The sequence below is a fragment of the Deltaproteobacteria bacterium genome, assembly GCA_016219225.1.
Taxonomy (GTDB): Bacteria; Desulfobacterota; RBG-13-43-22; order RBG-13-43-22; family RBG-13-43-22; genus RBG-13-43-22.
Genome location: JACRBX010000315.1, coordinates 1 through 14,690, shown reverse-complemented (window position 1 = coordinate 14,690; position 14,690 = coordinate 1). Strand labels below are relative to the sequence as shown.

Here is a 14,690-nt window from a genome sequence, read left to right as displayed (position 1 = left end):
ACCATCTCCTGCTCTTATTATAACTAATAAAGAACTTATAAAAAAAAATTAATAATATAAATAACAATAAAAAGGAGAATGTTTTATGGAATTGACGATTCAAAAACAGTCCCTCTTGGAGGTATTACAAACAGCTCAAGGGATAGTGGAAAAAAGAAGTTCCATGCCCATTCTCTCCAATATTTTAATTGAAACCCGGGAAGAAGACGTTCAGATAGTGGCCACCGACTTGCAGGTGGGTATACGGTTAAAATGCCCGGCCAAAATAATACAGCCCGGAGGAATTTCTATTCTGGCCAGAAAATTTTATGAAATTGTAAGGGAACTCCCGGATGAGGAAATTTATTTAAAACTTAAAGAAAACAATAGATTATTAATATCAAGCAAAGGCGCCCAATTTAATATTGTCGGCTTGCCGGCCTTAGATTATCCCCCTTTGCCCGATGCCGAAATCATAAAGAGCATTGCTTTGGATGGAGCGGTCATTCGGGATATGATTCAGAAGACTATTATTTCAGTCTCTTTGGATGAAGGACGCTATAATTTATCCGGCATCTATTTTGAATATTTAACAAAAGATGAGAATACGCTTCTCCGGATGGTCTCTACCGATGGACATCGGTTAACGATTATGGAAAAACCTACCGAAACCTTAGAAGAAGGTCTGTTTTCCAAAGGGGTCCTGCTTCCCAGGAAAGCGGTAACCGAATTATTAAAGATTTTGGAAAAACCAGGACCGATCCAAATAGGATTTAAGGATAATTACGGGGTTTTTCAAAAAGAAGATACGTTAATGATTATGCGCTTACTGGAAAGTAATTTTCCAGATTATAATCTGGTGTTGCCTAAAAAAAAGGATAAATCGATTAATATTTTAAAAAACGATCTGATCGATACCATGAAAAGAATGGCCATTTTATCAACGGATAAATATAAGGGGGTCAAATTTTCCCTGACGGAAGGCAACTTAGAAATTCAGTCGGTTAATCCGGATCTTGGTGATGCCAAAGAAAGTTTATCTCTGGATTATAAAGAAGGTAACTTAGAAATAGGCTTCAATGCCCGGTTCTTTATTGATGCCCTGCAGGTCATGGAAAGCGAAACCATTGTTCTGGATTTGAGTGATTCGGTGAGTCCGGCTATTTTGAGCGGTCTTAAAGACCCGGGATTTATGGCATTGATTATGCCGATGAAGCTTACGGAAGAATCAGGGGAAATTCAGTAATCCCCCACCTGCAGGAAATACCACATATTGTAACACTTTAGTTGTTTGAAAAGAGAGTTTTTTTCACCGCGAAGAACGCAAAGAGAAACATCTGTGTTCAATCCCGTGAGAGGCGGGATTGAACAAAATATCCCTTTTTTATTATTTCGGTTTTTAACACCAAAGGACGGACGATAATAGTATGACTACTTATGGAGCGGATCAAATCAAAGTCCTGGAAGGGCTGGCCCCTGTTCGGGAAAGACCTTCCATGTATATCGGCAACACCTCGACGGAAGGGCTGCATCAATTGGTCTATGAAGTAGTAGACAACAGCATCGATGAGGCCCTGGCCGGTTTTTGTAACCACATAGGTGTGGTCATCCATTCCGACGAAAGTGTTTCCGTCGATGATAACGGCCGGGGCATACCGGTGGATATGCACAAGACGGAACTAAAGCCGGCCCTGGAAGTGGTCATGACCAAACTCCACGCCGGGGGAAAATTCGATAACGAGACCTATAAGGTCTCCGGAGGACTGCACGGCGTGGGAGTTTCTGTGGTCAATGCCCTTTCGGAATATTTGGAAGTGGAAGTCCGGAAAAACGGGAACGTCTATTATCAAAAATATGAACAGGGCAATCCGGTGACCCCCATGGAAGTCATCGGGACCACCAAAAGGACCGGGACCAAGGTCCAGTTTAAACCCGACGGCTCGATCTTTGAAACCACGATTTTCAGTTATGATATTTTATCCCAGCGGTTGAGGGAGCTTTCCTTTTTAAACAAAGGGGTGCGTATTACCATCGAAGATGAGCGGACGACCAAAAAAAATGAATTCTTTTATATGGGAGGCATCAATTCTTTTGTCGAATATTTAAATCGAAACAGAGAAGTGGTTCACCCCAAGCCGATCTATGTTTCCGGACAGCGGGGGGACGTCATTGTCGAGGTGGCCTTTCAATATAATGACACCTACCAGGAAAAGATTTTTTCTTATGCCAATACCATCAATACCCGGGACGGCGGGTCTCACCTAAGCGGCTTTAAGACGGCCTTGACCCGCAGCCTGAACCAATACGCCACCAAGGAAAACCTTCCCAAAAACCTGCGGGAGAAGGTCAGCGGAGATGATGTCCGGGAGGGTATGACCGCCATCATCAGCGTCAAATTGCCCAACCCCCAGTTTGAAGGACAGACCAAGACCAAGCTGGGAAACAGCGAGGTCAAAGGGCTGGTGGACACGCTGGTGTATGAAGAGTTGAACGCCTTCCTGGAAGAAAACCCGGCGGTGGCCAAAAATATTTTGATCAAGGTAACCGAAGCGGCCCGGGCCCGGGAAGCGGCCCGCAAGGCCAAGGAACTGACCCGAAGGAAAGGGGCCTTGGTGGAAACCTCCCTGCCGGGGAAGTTGGCCGATTGCCAGGAGCGGGACCCCAGATATTGTGAGCTTTATCTTGTGGAAGGGGATTCGGCCGGCGGCTCGGCCAAGCAGGGAAGGGATCGAAAATTTCAGGCCATCCTGCCCTTAAAAGGAAAAATTCTCAATGTGGAGAAGGCTCGTTTCGATAAAATGATCGAGAATAACGAGATCCGGACCCTCATCACGGCCCTGGGTGCGGGGGTGGGCGGAGAAGACTATCAGCCCGAACAATTACGCTATCATAAAATCATTATCATGACTGATGCCGACGTGGACGGGGCCCACATTCGCACCCTGTTGTTGACTTTTTTCTACCGGCGGTTTCAACAACTGATAGAAAAAGGGTTTTTATATATCGCCCAGCCTCCGCTCTACCGGGTGGCCTCGGGCAAGGAAGAAACCTACATCAAAGACGACGACGCCTTTCAAAAATTCTTGGGAAAAAGGGGTATCCACAAAAAGAAGCTTTTTTGGAAGGAAAAGGAAAAATCTCTGGAAGGGGAGGCCCTGATACAGTTTTTGGAAAAGATCAATCACTACCTGCGTTCCCTGGAAAAATTGGAGATGAAAGGCTTTGACGCCCCGGTGCTCGAGATCCTGGCCGATCCGGAAAGGCCGGAGTCCCTGACCAAAGAACGCCTGAAAGATCCCGGGTATATGAAGGTCCTGAAAAACAAATTAGAGAGCCAGGGGGTCCCGACCGGTGAGATGGTTTTTGACGAAGAACATCAGGCCTATTCCCTGCCGATTTTGGACCAGGCCGGCGGAAAGGAACGTTACACCCTGGATTGGAACCTCCAGTCCCTGGCTGACTTCCAAAACCTGCGCCGCTTTAAAAAAGAACTGCCCTGGCTGCAGGCCTTTCCCCTTTTGGTGGTCAATGATCAGCAGCCCCAGCAGATAAAAACCCCCAAGGAATTGCTGGAGTTCTTTTTGGACGAAGGCAAAAAAGGTTTGAACATCCAGCGCTATAAGGGTCTCGGGGAGATGAACCCTCAGCAGCTCTGGCAAACTACCATGAATCCCGAAAACCGCACCTTATTACAAATCAAGGTGGAAGATATGGTCGCGGCCGAAGAAATGTTTACCATCTTGATGGGCGACAAGGTTGAACCCCGGAGGGACTTTATCTACCAGCACGCATTGGAAGTCCGGGAATTGGATATTTAAAAAAAATCAGGGGCCAAGGGGTCAAGGATTCCAGGATTCAAGAAATAGCTTGGACACCTAATCAAATCCCTCGAACCTCGAACCCCGGACCCCTTGAATCCTTGAACCCTTAAAGGTATTTATCATGACTTTTGTTTCTCAGGAACTACCGATCAATATCGAAGACGAAATCACGCGCTCTTACATGGATTATGCCATGAGTGTTATCATCGGACGGGCCCTGCCGGATATCCGCGACGGGCTGAAACCGGTACACCGGCGCATCCTTTATTCCATGAGGGAATTAGGCAACGACTATAATAAGGCTTATAAAAAATCGGCCCGTATCGTCGGGGATGTGATCGGTAAATATCATCCTCACGGAGACACGGCGGTCTACGACACTATCGTGCGCATGGCCCAGGATTTTTCATTGCGCTATCCATTGGTGGACGGTCAGGGAAATTTTGGCTCCGTGGACGGAGATTCTCCGGCAGCCATGCGTTATACGGAAATCCGCATGACCCGCCTGGCCCATGAATTTCTGGAGGATCTGGATAAAGAGACGGTTGAATTTATCCCCAACTATGACGGGTCCTTAAAAGAGCCTACCATTCTGCCGGCCATGGTGCCCAATCTGCTCATTAACGGCTCCTCGGGGATCGCCGTGGGCATGGCCACCAACATCCCCCCGCACAATCTTTCGGAGGTCATCGACGGCCTGCTGGCCTTGATCGACAATCCGGACCTGTCCTTTAAGGATCTGATCCACCTGATTCCCGGCCCCGATTTTCCAACCGCCGGCTTTATTTACGGAAGTGGTGGGATCTATCAGGCCTACCAGACCGGGCGGGGCATCATAAAACTTCGGGCCAGGGTCCTGGTCGAAAAAAAGAAAGCCCAGGGCCGGGAAAGCATCGTTGTCACCGAATTGCCCTACCAGGTGAATAAGGCCAGGTTGATTGAAAAGATTGCCGAGCTGGTCAAAGAAAAAAGGATTGAAGGCATCCAGGATGTGCGGGACGAATCCGATCGAGAAGGCATGCGCATCGTCATTGATCTGAAAAAAGACGAGGTCGTGGAAATCATCTTAAACCAGCTTTATAAATTCACCTCCATGGAAGTCACCTTCGGGATCATCTTCCTGGCCATCGTCAACAACCGGCCCAAGGTCATGGACCTGAAAACCATCCTGGTCCACTTCCTGGATTTTCGCAAGGAGATCATTCGAAAACGCACGGCCTTTGAATTAAAAGAGGCAGAAAGAAAGGCCCATATACTGGAGGGATTGAAGATCGCCCTGGACCACCTGGATGAAGTCATCGCCTTGATCCGCAAGGCCAAAAATCCCGCCGAGGCCAAAAGCCAATTGATCAGCCGCTTTTCCTTTTCCGAGATCCAGGCCCAATCGATCCTGGAGATGCGCTTGCAGCGGTTGACCAACCTGGAGCGGGAAAAAATCATCCAGGATTATAAGGAAATCCTAAAAACCATCGAACGGCTGAAGTCGATCCTGGCCAGTGAGGCCCTGATCCTGCAGTTAATCCGGGAGGAATTGACGGAGCTGAAAAAACGGTACGGCGATGAGCGGCGCACTGAGATTATCGAAGATACCACCGAGATCCAGTTAGAAGACCTGATCGTCGAAGAAGACATGGCAGTGACCATTTCTCACGGCGGTTATATCAAGAGGAACCCCATCAGTCTTTACCGCAGTCAACGAAGAGGCGGGCGGGGCATCACCGGTATGGAGACCAAGGAAGATGATTTTGTGGAGCACCTCTTTATCGCCTCCACCCATAATTATTTTCTATTCTTTACCAATCTGGGAAGGCTTTACTGGTTGAAGGTCCACGAAATCCCCCAGGCCGGGCGCCTGGCCCGGGGCAAGGCCATGGTCAACGTTTTGAATCTCCAACCCCAGGAGAAAGTGGCTACCACCCTGCCGATACGATCCTTTGAAGAGGGGAAATCCATCATCATGGTGACCCGCAAAGGGATGATCAAAAAAACCGACCTGATGTCCTTCAGCCGGCCCCGGTCAGGCGGTATTATCGCCACCATCATCCAGGATGGAGATGAATTGATCGCCGCCAATATCACCCATGGGGAGCAGGACATTTTTCTGGGAACCCGCGACGGTCTTTCTATTCGCTTTAAGGAAAAAGATATCCGGGAAATGGGACGGATGGCCCAGGGGGTAAAGGGTATCCGTTTAAGCCCGGCAGACTGGGTCGTGGGAGCAGAGGTCTTGTCCCAGGAAGGGACCATCCTGACGGTTACGGAAAACGGATTCGGCAAGCGGACCAGGACGGAGGAGTATCGGGAACAGGGCCGGGCCGGTAAAGGGATCATCACGATTAAAACCACGGATAGAAACGGGCCGGTCGTGGGGGTCTTGCAGGTTACCGACGAAGACGATCTGATGATCATTACCGATCGTGGTAAAATTATTCGTTTGCGGATAAAGGACATTTCGGTGATCGGGAGAAACACCCAAGGGGTCCGGTTGATTAATCTGGAGGACCAGGAAAAGGTCGTCAGCGTGGCCCGTTCTGCCGCCCGGGAAGAAGAGAAAGATGTCCCGGAATAAAAAAGCCTATAAAATCGGGGTCGTGGGGGCCGGAAGCTGGGGCACGGCCCTGGCCCGATTACTGGCTGTTAACGGTTACCCGGTCGAGTTGTGGTCGTATGAAGAGGAAATAGCCGATCAGATCAACAGGGATCGGGAAAATAAAATTTTTTTACCCGGCGTACCGCTTCCGGTTTCCATCGAGCCCACGACCCGACTTTCTACGGTCCTCGAACAAAAAGACCTGCTGGTTCTAGCCGTTCCCTCCCATTTTTTCAGGAATGTCCTGAATCAGATGATGTCCTTCCTTTCTCAGATTAAAAAAGATTGCCTGTGGATCACAGCCACCAAAGGGATTGAAAACGATACCTTGTTGACGATGTCCGGGGTTCTAAAGGAATTGCTGCCCCCGGAATATCATTCTTTTATCGGTTGTCTTTCCGGTCCCACCTTTGCCAAGGAAGTTTCCAGAGACCTCCCAACGGCGGTTTCCCTGGCTTCCGGTGTAGAAAAAACCGCCCTGACGGCCCAAAGGTTTTTATCCAACACTACCTTCCGGGTCTATACCAATTTGGATCTTTTGGGTGTGGAATTAGGGGGGGCCTTGAAAAATGTGATCGCCCTGGCCGCGGGAATTTCCGATGGACTTCAGTTGGGCCATAATGCCCGGGCCGCCTTGATCACCCGCGGTCTGGCGGAGATTTGTCGCTTAGGGGAAAAAATGGGGGCCAGCCGGCCCACCTTTTTTGGATTGGCCGGCATCGGGGATTTGGTGTTAACCTGCACCGGAGACCTGAGCCGAAACCGAACCGTCGGCCTTCGCCTGGGGCAGGGAGAAAAACTGGCGGCCATCCTTTCCACCATGACCATGGTCGCCGAAGGCATAAAAACCACCCGGGCCGCCCATCAACTGGCGATTCGAGAAAAGATCGAAATGCCGATCGTTTCCCAGATATACGGCATTTTGTATGAGGGCTGGGACCCGCGACAGGCGGTGAAGGATTTGATGACCCGGGATTTGAAAGCCGAGGGATAGACTTTTTACGAACGTGTCAGAGATGAAGCCACTCCTCTTAGGTTTCTTACTGCTTTTCTTGACCATAACGGGGGAAATAGGCGGAGGGATGACCGCAGAAGCCGACGACCGCATTTTACTCGGTGCGGTGGAGGAAGTCATTCTGTTACCCTGGGGAGTGAAATTGCCTGCCCGGATCGATACCGGTGCGGCTACTTCATCGCTGGATGCCCGGGACCTGACCATAAGGGATAAGACGGCCGAATTTACCTTGCCGAAGGAATACGGCGGCCTGGCGATCAGCTTGCCTATCGTGAAATGGAAAACCGTCAAGTCGGCCGGGACCATAAGCCAAAGACCGGTGGTGGACATAGAGATGTGTATCGGGCCCCATCGCATACGAACCCGTGTGAACCTCAATGATCGTTCCAATGTCAAGTATCCGCTGATCCTGGGGCGGAACACGATCAAACGGCGTTTTATTATCGACTGTAACACTTCCTTTTGTTCCCCGCCATCCTGCCCTGGGGTTACTCCGAAGTGAGGCGTCCGGCCCTTCTTCTCAGTGCGGGTTTAGTCCTTCTTGGAATCATACTGGTGACTTACCGCATCGTAGGGCTGGGATATCCGGTTTTCCCCACCGCGCCGGGACAGACCTGGCAGCTCCAGATCAATGCCTTGGTGACTCCACTTGAAAAGGAATGCGTCCTCTCCCTGGCCCTTCCTCTCGATCGTCCGGGAAACCTGATTATCGAAGAGAACGTCTTTTCCGGACCCTATCATTTCAGCCTCCAGAGGGAAGAATCAAACAGGGCCGGAATCTGGACCGGATCGGATATCACCGGGCCGGAGCCAATAACCTACCGGGCCATAATCCTTTATCGGCCGAATCGCTTGGTCAGGAAAGAAGCCCCCGGAATCGGATCTTACCCCCTTTCCATAAAGAAAGAGGAACAGGCCTTGCTGGAGAAGTTGACCGCCCGGTGGACCCGGCTTTCACCGATCGCTCGATTGTCGGCGGTTTCGGAAGCCCTGCAAGGAAGATGGGGTGGATCCATTCCAGGAGAGGAAGAACTCCGGCCGTGGCATGACTTGCAAAATAAGCATGACCGGACGGACCTGATTCTGGCTATCCTGACCGCTGCCGGGCTTCCGGCAAGATCCGTCCAGGGGGTCCGGTTAACCGAGGGAGTGCAAACCGGTCTCACCCAATGGATCGAAATATGGACCGGTAAAAAGTGGGAAGCCCTGAAGTCCGAAACCGGAGAGCTCTATAAGACCCCGGTGCCGCTGCTGCCCTTAGTCGTCGGAACGTTCCCCCCGGTCAGGACAACCGGTGGAGACCTTACGGATATCCGTTGGATGATGAGCCGGCAGGTGGTAAGTCAGTGGAAACTCCATTATGAAGATATCATACGGTCCGACCGTATTCTCAATCGCTGGTCCTTATTTAGGCTGCCGGAGGAATTCCAGCAAACCTTTAGAATTCTCCTTCTGGTCCCCATTGGGGCCCTTTTGATTGGTCTCCTGCGAAACGTGGTCGGCTTCCCGACTTTCGGGATTTTCATGCCGGTGCTTATGGCCCTGGCCTTCAGGAATACCGGGCTGGTTTATGGTATGAGCATCTTCGGCGGTGTTTTATTCTTTGGTTACCTGGCGCGCCGCTTTCTGGACCGGATCCATTTGCTATTGGTTCCCCGCATGGCCGTACTCCTGTCATTAGTTATCTGCTCCTTTACCATACTGGCCCTCCTGGGCAACCAGTACGGGCTCCGGCAGTTTATGGCCGTAGGCCTGCTTCCCTTTGTGATACTGACGATGATCATCGAAAGGTTCTTTATCCTTATCGAAGAGTCCGGCCTGAAGGAGGCCCTTCTGACCAGTGCCGGCAGTGCCGCTGTTTCCGTTATCACTTATCAAATTATCAGTTGGGAACCGCTCCAACTTTCCTTCTTCGTCTATCCGGAATTAATTTTATGGGTGGCGGCCCTCCAGATCCTTCTGGGCCGCTATACCGGTTACCGGCTTTCGGAGCTGATCCGTTTCCGGAACTTCAGGGAGCGGGTCTGATGTTTCCGGGCTTTCGTTTTTTAAGGCAAAGAGGACTCCTGGGCATGAATAGCCGAAATGCCGACTATATCATGGTCTATAACCCACGGTCGGCCTTTCCTCTGGCGGACAATAAAGTCCAAACCAAACAGCTCGCTCTAAAGTTTGGCATTCCTACGCCCGACCTTTTTTACGTGGTCGAGAATCACGGCAGTATCGCCCGGCTCCATAGGATACTCAAAAACCATAGGGCCTTTGTTGTTAAACCGGCCAGGGGTTCCGGAGGCAGCGGTATCCTTCTTATCCAAGACAGGACAGCCGATGGCTTTATTACCCAGAGCCAAAGGGTTCTGTCAAAGGATGCATTCAATAACCATATCTCGGCCATTCTTTCCGGCGTTTATTCTCTTGAGGGACTTGAAGACCGGGTGATCATCGAGTCTCTGATCCATCCGGATCCGATCTTCAACCCCGTGGCCTACCAGGGCGTTCCGGATGAACGGGTCCTGGTCTACCGGGGTGTTCCGGTCATGGCGATGGTCAGGCTTCCGACGAGAGCTTCGGATGGAAAGGCCAATCTCCATCGGGGCGCCATCGGGGCAGGGATCGATCTCGGCCAGGGCCTCACCCTGTCGGCCGTTCATAAATCCAGAATTATCAGCCACCACCCGGACACCGGAAATCCCGTCGCCGGCATCCGGATACCACACTGGGAAAAAATACTTTACCTGGCCGCCCTGTCCAAAGATATGACCGGACTCCAGTTTCTCGGGGCCGATTTTATATTAGACCGGGAAAGAGGGCCGGTCCTTCTTGAGTTAAATGCCCGCCCGGGTCTGTCCATTCAGATGGCCAATCAGAAAGGGCTCGGCCATCGCCTGGATCAAACCGATCGGGCCGCTCCCGAGATTTTTCTTAACCCCGAATCCAGGGTTAAGTGGGCCCAGGAGGCCTTTCAATAACAGCAAGAGTCCTTTATCTTGTTTTATAGACCAAGAATTCTACAAGATATGGTATAGGTTACAACTTCCTTTTTCTATTAAAAATTCTGGTTAAAAAAGGTTGACAAAAAATTCATTTTTAGGTATTAGATAGGCTCCTTTTATAAAAACACGCAAACATTCAAATAAGGAAACGGGCCTATGATAATAAAAAGAGGCGTTCTCTTTATTACCATAGCACTGCTGTTGTTGTTTCCATGGCATGTGTTTGGTGAATCTGCAAAGAACCATAAACCGATTGTTTCAAAAAAAGTTGCCCTGAAAAAAACTCCTTCTTCCAAAATCCGGGGCCAAAAAAATTCCAAGAAATCCTTAAAGGCCCCCAAAAAGCGTTCCAAACAAAAGGTACTCCATAAAGGCTCCAAACAGGTGGCCCATGAAAACCCGGTTGTACCAAAGGACACCCCGCCCCTGATAAAGATTACCCCTTTGGATGATGGGAAATTCCTTCTGGAACCCATGAATAGTTCCTTGAAAAATCTGGATAACGGCGCGGAGTCTTTAAGCCTGATTAAAAAACCGGTCTTTGAGGAAGAGTTGGAAGAAGGGGATCAGCGGGATAAGAAAAAGAACCTCTTGACCAACTTTCCCAATCTACTGGTCGAGATTTCCAAACAATTGTTGGGGAAATCTTATCGTCTTGGTGGAAATGGGCAGGGCAACCAGGGGATTGACTGTTCGGGCTTTATGAAAAAGATTTATCAGTCTCTGACCCTCTCCCTGCCGCACTCCAGCCGGGAACAGGCCAAACTGGGGTCCCTGGTGACCACCGAATGGGATTTAAGCCGATTGAGAATCGGGGATCTATTGTTTTTCAAACGCAATCGCGGGGCTCAGATCGGGCATACCGGGATGTATATCGGCGATGGCAAGATGATTCATTCAGCGAGCAGGAAAGGGGTTGTTATTTCCAACCTGAAGGGCTCTGATTATTATAACAGAAATTTTGTCATGGCCAAGCGCCTGTTTATTATTGATAACCCGGATGTGGATGAATTTAAAGAATTTAAAGAAAATAAAGAATCCCCCAATCTATTGGTTAATTAATCTTTTTTAAATAACACACCAGCGACACTTTTTTCATCATTCCCGAATGTCTTTATCGGGAATATAGAGTTTTTCAAGAAAATGGGAAAACAAAGTCCCTTTGAGAACTTATAAAGGGAAGGGCGGGTTATAAACCCGCCCTTCTTGTTTTCTGCTCCGGACGGACCGTCATCAGTCCCTTTCAATAATCGTTGTCATGCCCATGCCTCCGCCAACACACAGGGTGGCCAGACCGACGGACAGGTTGCGGCGGATCATTTCGTACATCAGGCTGATGATGATGCGGACCCCGGTGGCCCCTACCGGATGACCCAGACCGATGCCGCTTCCATTGACATTGGTGATCTCCCGGTTTAAACCCAGGCCTTTCTCACAGGCCAGGTACTGGGAGGCAAAGGCCTCGTTGACTTCGATAAGCTGGATATCCTTCAAACCCATTCCGGCCCTTTTCAGGCATTTTTCCGTGGCGGGAACCGGTCCATAGCCCATATACTTGGGATCTACTCCGGCCACGGCCTGGGCCACGATTTTGGCCAGGGGCCTGAGTCCCAATTCCTGAGCCCGGACCCGGGAGGTGATGATCACCGCGGCGGCCCCGTCATTGAGTCCCGAAGAGTTGCCGGCCGTAACGGTCCCGTCTTTATTAAAGGCCGGGGCCAAACGGGAAAGGTCATTCATGGTCAAGCCAAAACGGACATGTTCGTCCGTATCCACCAGGCGGGGCTCCCCCTTTTTTTGGGGGATGGCCACCGGAACGATTTCTTCTTTGAATTTTCCTGCTTTGATAGCCGCCTCGGCATTGTTATGACTGCGCAGGGCCACCACATCCTGCTCTTCCCTGGAAATGGCATATTTTTCCGCCAGGTTCTCCGCGGTCTGGCCCATGATGTAGCCCTTTTTTTCCAGGAGGTTGCTCCCGGAATAAAGCAACTCCCACATGGCATCGGTCATCTGTCCGTGGGTCAGGCGGGCCCCCCAGCGGGCGGTCATCAGGACATAAGGGGCCGAGCTCATGGATTCCACCCCGCCGGCCAAAACCATTTGGGAGTCGCCGGCCTTGATCTGCTGGGCCCCGAAGGCCAGGGCCTGCATGGCCGAAGAACATTGACGCTGGATGGTCACCGCTGGCACTTCGACCGGTATGCCGGCCTTCAGGGCCGCGGTGCGGGCCGTGTTGGCCTCGTCCGGACACTGACAGCAATCGCCAAGAATGACATCGTCCAATTGATCACCCGAGACATTGGCCCGTTTAAGGACCTCGCTGATGACGGTAGCGGCTAATTGGTGGGCCCTGACAGACCGGAAGGCCTCACCGAATTTTCCTATAGGGGTGCGGGCCGCGGAGACAATCACTATATCGTTTGCATTTTTCAAAATAAAAACCTCCTTTGGTTAGATAAGAAATTTTTTGGATGGAGAGAGAGTATAAAATAAGTCAATGAAAGGTCAAGTCAAAAAAACAGGGCGTGTCGAGTCTTGTTTAATATCAGTTTTTGGTTTGGCGTTTTTTGATTTCCTTTAACTGTCTAACCGCAATTTTATCGTGATCGCGGTTCATCGCTTCCTTGGCGCTGATCAACACCGCAATGTCCAGGACGCGACATTTCCCTGAGGGAAGTTCGACTTCGATTGCCTGCCGGAAGACCTCATCAAAATCACCCACCCCCAGAATTTCGCTCAGGCAATCCACAAAACCCAGATCGGTTTTTAGATAGAGATTTTTCAGGCGGGCGCACTGTTCAGGGGTCAAATTCAGGGGCAGATCGGTCCTTGGTCGATGAACGGGATGCAGATCGGCGAAGGCTTTCTGTATCCGCATCAAATTGGTTTCAGTGAACCGGCAGCAAATATCAACGTCCCGTGTGACCAGCGTAACGCCATGGGCCACAGCCGCGAATCCGCCCACGAGAACGAATTCGACTTCGGAGGTTATTAAGCGGCGCATCAGTTCGCTAAGGTTCTGCATGCCTTCTTTCCATGGCCGCCCGCAGGAATTCGGCAAAATTCAAAGCGTCGTCGTTGGCCAGCATCCTTTCCCAGGGGGTCAGGAGAAGACTCTCCTCCAGCAGGGACAGGTCCATGTCGCCCGTCTCGGCTCCATGACCGGTAGAGCTATAATCTGGCGAAACTTCTTTCAAAATACTTTTGATAGGGTTGAATTCGTTCGGCATTTGATTTGATAAGAATTTCCTTTTCATGGGAAGAGTATAAGATAAAGAAAAGACAGGATCAAGGAGAAAAATAGGGCGGAAGGCTGGGATACAAAGGCGGTCATCTGAAAAGAATGCTGCTGATCCGCATCAGCCCCGGGCATTTGGGGCAGGTAAGAGGGGCTAACTTCCCGGATCAGGTCCGGGACAGGCTGCAATCTTTTGGATCAACCGAGCCCAATTCGGCTGGAAATCGTTCTTGACATTTCCTGGAATTATATATATTTTATTTACTATTAGTGTTATTTTTAGCATTTTTGGTAAATAAAATGCAATTTCTGCGCTTCAAAGAATTATTCAAGGATTTTACGGTCTTTTCGCTTAACGACATCAGGAGCGTTGAACCCGGCTTCCATCGGCGAAGACTGAACGAATGGCAGGAGAAGGGGTATCTTTCGAAAATTATCAAAGGATACTATCGGTTCTCCGACGGGATACTCAATGAAAACGTGCTTTTCGAGATAGCCAACCGGATTTATCCCCCGTCCTATGTATCCTTTGAAATGGCGCTGTCTTTCTATGGCCTGATACCGGAAGCGGTTTATGGAACTACCTCGGCCACAACCCGGAGGACAAGATCCTTTGCCACACCGATCGGGGAATTTATTTATAGAACCCTCACGCCCCGCCTCTTTTTCGGCTATCGAATCGTTGAATACCAAAACGGGAAACATTTTAATATGGCTTCGCCGGAAAAGGCGATTCTGGACTATTTTTACCTCACCCCTTCTTTAAAGGACCCGGAGGGATTTGAAAGTTTAAGAATCAACAGAGAGGTTTTTAAAGATCGACTGAGTAAAGCAGCCCTGTTCGGATATCTCGAACGTTTTGGGCAGCAGGCGCTGACCCGGCGAATCACGGCCTTCTGGGGGTTTATGAACAATGCTTGAACTCTCTCAGATCGAATCCTGGTATCCCGAACCTCTCCGCCCTTTTAAGAAGAATCTTCTTCGGGAATACCTTCAATACAAGATCCTCGAAATCATTTTCACTTCCCCCTATGCCAACAGCCTGGCCTTT

12 protein-coding genes are annotated in these 14,690 nt (G+C 50.1%); 10 read left to right on the top strand and 2 right to left on the bottom strand.

Annotated elements, in window-relative coordinates; genetic code table 11:
* Nucleotides 1-85 precede the first annotated feature (85 nt).
* The 8 genes from dnaN to HY879_25205 all read left to right on the top strand — a co-directional run bounded on the left by dnaN (nucleotide 86) and on the right by HY879_25205 (nucleotide 11,460).
* The gene (gene dnaN, locus HY879_25240; protein ID MBI5606649.1) at nucleotides 86-1,225 is read left to right on the top strand and encodes a DNA polymerase III subunit beta; all 1,140 of its coding nucleotides are present in this window, start codon (nucleotides 86-88) and stop codon (nucleotides 1,223-1,225) included.
* A 181-nt stretch (nucleotides 1,226-1,406) separates the two neighbouring features.
* Complete coding sequence (gyrB, locus tag HY879_25235; GenBank protein ID MBI5606648.1) at nucleotides 1,407-3,797, top strand: DNA topoisomerase (ATP-hydrolyzing) subunit B; 2,391 nt, start codon at nucleotides 1,407-1,409, stop codon at nucleotides 3,795-3,797.
* Between the two features lie 124 nt (nucleotides 3,798-3,921).
* Nucleotides 3,922-6,369, top strand: a complete 2,448-nt coding sequence (gene gyrA / locus HY879_25230) for a DNA gyrase subunit A (GenBank protein MBI5606647.1) — start codon at nucleotides 3,922-3,924, stop codon at nucleotides 6,367-6,369.
* The gene (locus HY879_25225; GenBank protein ID MBI5606646.1) at nucleotides 6,356-7,384 is read left to right on the top strand and encodes an NAD(P)-dependent glycerol-3-phosphate dehydrogenase; all 1,029 of its coding nucleotides are present in this window, start codon (nucleotides 6,356-6,358) and stop codon (nucleotides 7,382-7,384) included. Before gyrA ends, HY879_25225 begins: the two co-directional genes overlap by 14 nt.
* Nucleotides 7,385-7,472: 88 nt before the next feature.
* Complete coding sequence (locus HY879_25220) at nucleotides 7,473-7,907, top strand: ATP-dependent zinc protease (GenBank protein ID MBI5606645.1); 435 nt, start codon at nucleotides 7,473-7,475, stop codon at nucleotides 7,905-7,907.
* A 53-nt stretch (nucleotides 7,908-7,960) separates the two neighbouring features.
* Nucleotides 7,961-9,433, top strand: coding sequence for a UUP1 family membrane protein (locus HY879_25215; GenBank protein ID MBI5606644.1), 1,473 nt, complete (start codon nucleotides 7,961-7,963; stop codon nucleotides 9,431-9,433).
* Complete coding sequence (locus HY879_25210) at nucleotides 9,433-10,374, top strand: alpha-L-glutamate ligase-like protein (GenBank protein ID MBI5606643.1); 942 nt, start codon at nucleotides 9,433-9,435, stop codon at nucleotides 10,372-10,374. The genes HY879_25215 and HY879_25210 overlap by 1 nt, the downstream gene beginning before the upstream one ends.
* Nucleotides 10,375-10,554: 180 nt before the next feature.
* Complete coding sequence (locus tag HY879_25205; protein MBI5606642.1) at nucleotides 10,555-11,460, top strand: C40 family peptidase; 906 nt, start codon at nucleotides 10,555-10,557, stop codon at nucleotides 11,458-11,460.
* A 171-nt stretch (nucleotides 11,461-11,631) separates the two neighbouring features.
* Here HY879_25205 and HY879_25200 read toward each other — a convergent pair whose 3' ends face one another.
* Both HY879_25200 and HY879_25195 read right to left on the bottom strand, forming a co-directional pair.
* Nucleotides 11,632-12,834: an acetyl-CoA C-acetyltransferase gene (locus HY879_25200; protein ID MBI5606641.1), complete on the bottom strand. Its 1,203-nt coding sequence runs from the start codon at nucleotides 12,832-12,834 to the stop codon at nucleotides 11,632-11,634.
* Nucleotides 12,835-12,946: 112 nt separating this feature from the next.
* Nucleotides 12,947-13,426 (bottom strand): nucleotidyltransferase, encoded by a 480-nt coding sequence (locus HY879_25195; GenBank protein MBI5606640.1) that lies wholly within the window; start codon nucleotides 13,424-13,426, stop codon nucleotides 12,947-12,949.
* 513 nt (nucleotides 13,427-13,939) lie between these two features.
* On the opposite strand from HY879_25195, the gene HY879_25190 reads away from it, so the two are divergent.
* Complete coding sequence (locus HY879_25190; GenBank protein ID MBI5606639.1) at nucleotides 13,940-14,560, top strand: hypothetical protein; 621 nt, start codon at nucleotides 13,940-13,942, stop codon at nucleotides 14,558-14,560.
* On the top strand, nucleotides 14,553-14,690 hold a 138-nt coding region (locus HY879_25185), incomplete at its 3' end, for a nucleotidyl transferase AbiEii/AbiGii toxin family protein (GenBank protein ID MBI5606638.1). The genes HY879_25190 and HY879_25185, both read left to right, overlap by 8 nt.

Coding starts and splice junctions, on each gene's coding strand:
- dnaN (MBI5606649.1), top strand. CDS start 86: ATGGAATTGACGATTCAAAAACAGTCCCTCTTGGAGGTATTACAAACA.
- gyrB (MBI5606648.1), top strand. CDS start 1,407: ATGACTACTTATGGAGCGGATCAAATCAAAGTCCTGGAAGGGCTGGCC.
- gyrA (MBI5606647.1), top strand. CDS start 3,922: ATGACTTTTGTTTCTCAGGAACTACCGATCAATATCGAAGACGAAATC.
- HY879_25225 (MBI5606646.1), top strand. CDS start 6,356: ATGTCCCGGAATAAAAAAGCCTATAAAATCGGGGTCGTGGGGGCCGGA.
- HY879_25220 (MBI5606645.1), top strand. CDS start 7,473: ATGACCGCAGAAGCCGACGACCGCATTTTACTCGGTGCGGTGGAGGAA.
- HY879_25210 (MBI5606643.1), top strand. CDS start 9,433: ATGTTTCCGGGCTTTCGTTTTTTAAGGCAAAGAGGACTCCTGGGCATG.
- HY879_25205 (MBI5606642.1), top strand. CDS start 10,555: ATGATAATAAAAAGAGGCGTTCTCTTTATTACCATAGCACTGCTGTTG.
- HY879_25195 (MBI5606640.1), bottom strand. CDS start 13,426: ATGCAGAACCTTAGCGAACTGATGCGCCGCTTAATAACCTCCGAAGTC.
- HY879_25190 (MBI5606639.1), top strand. CDS start 13,940: ATGCAATTTCTGCGCTTCAAAGAATTATTCAAGGATTTTACGGTCTTT.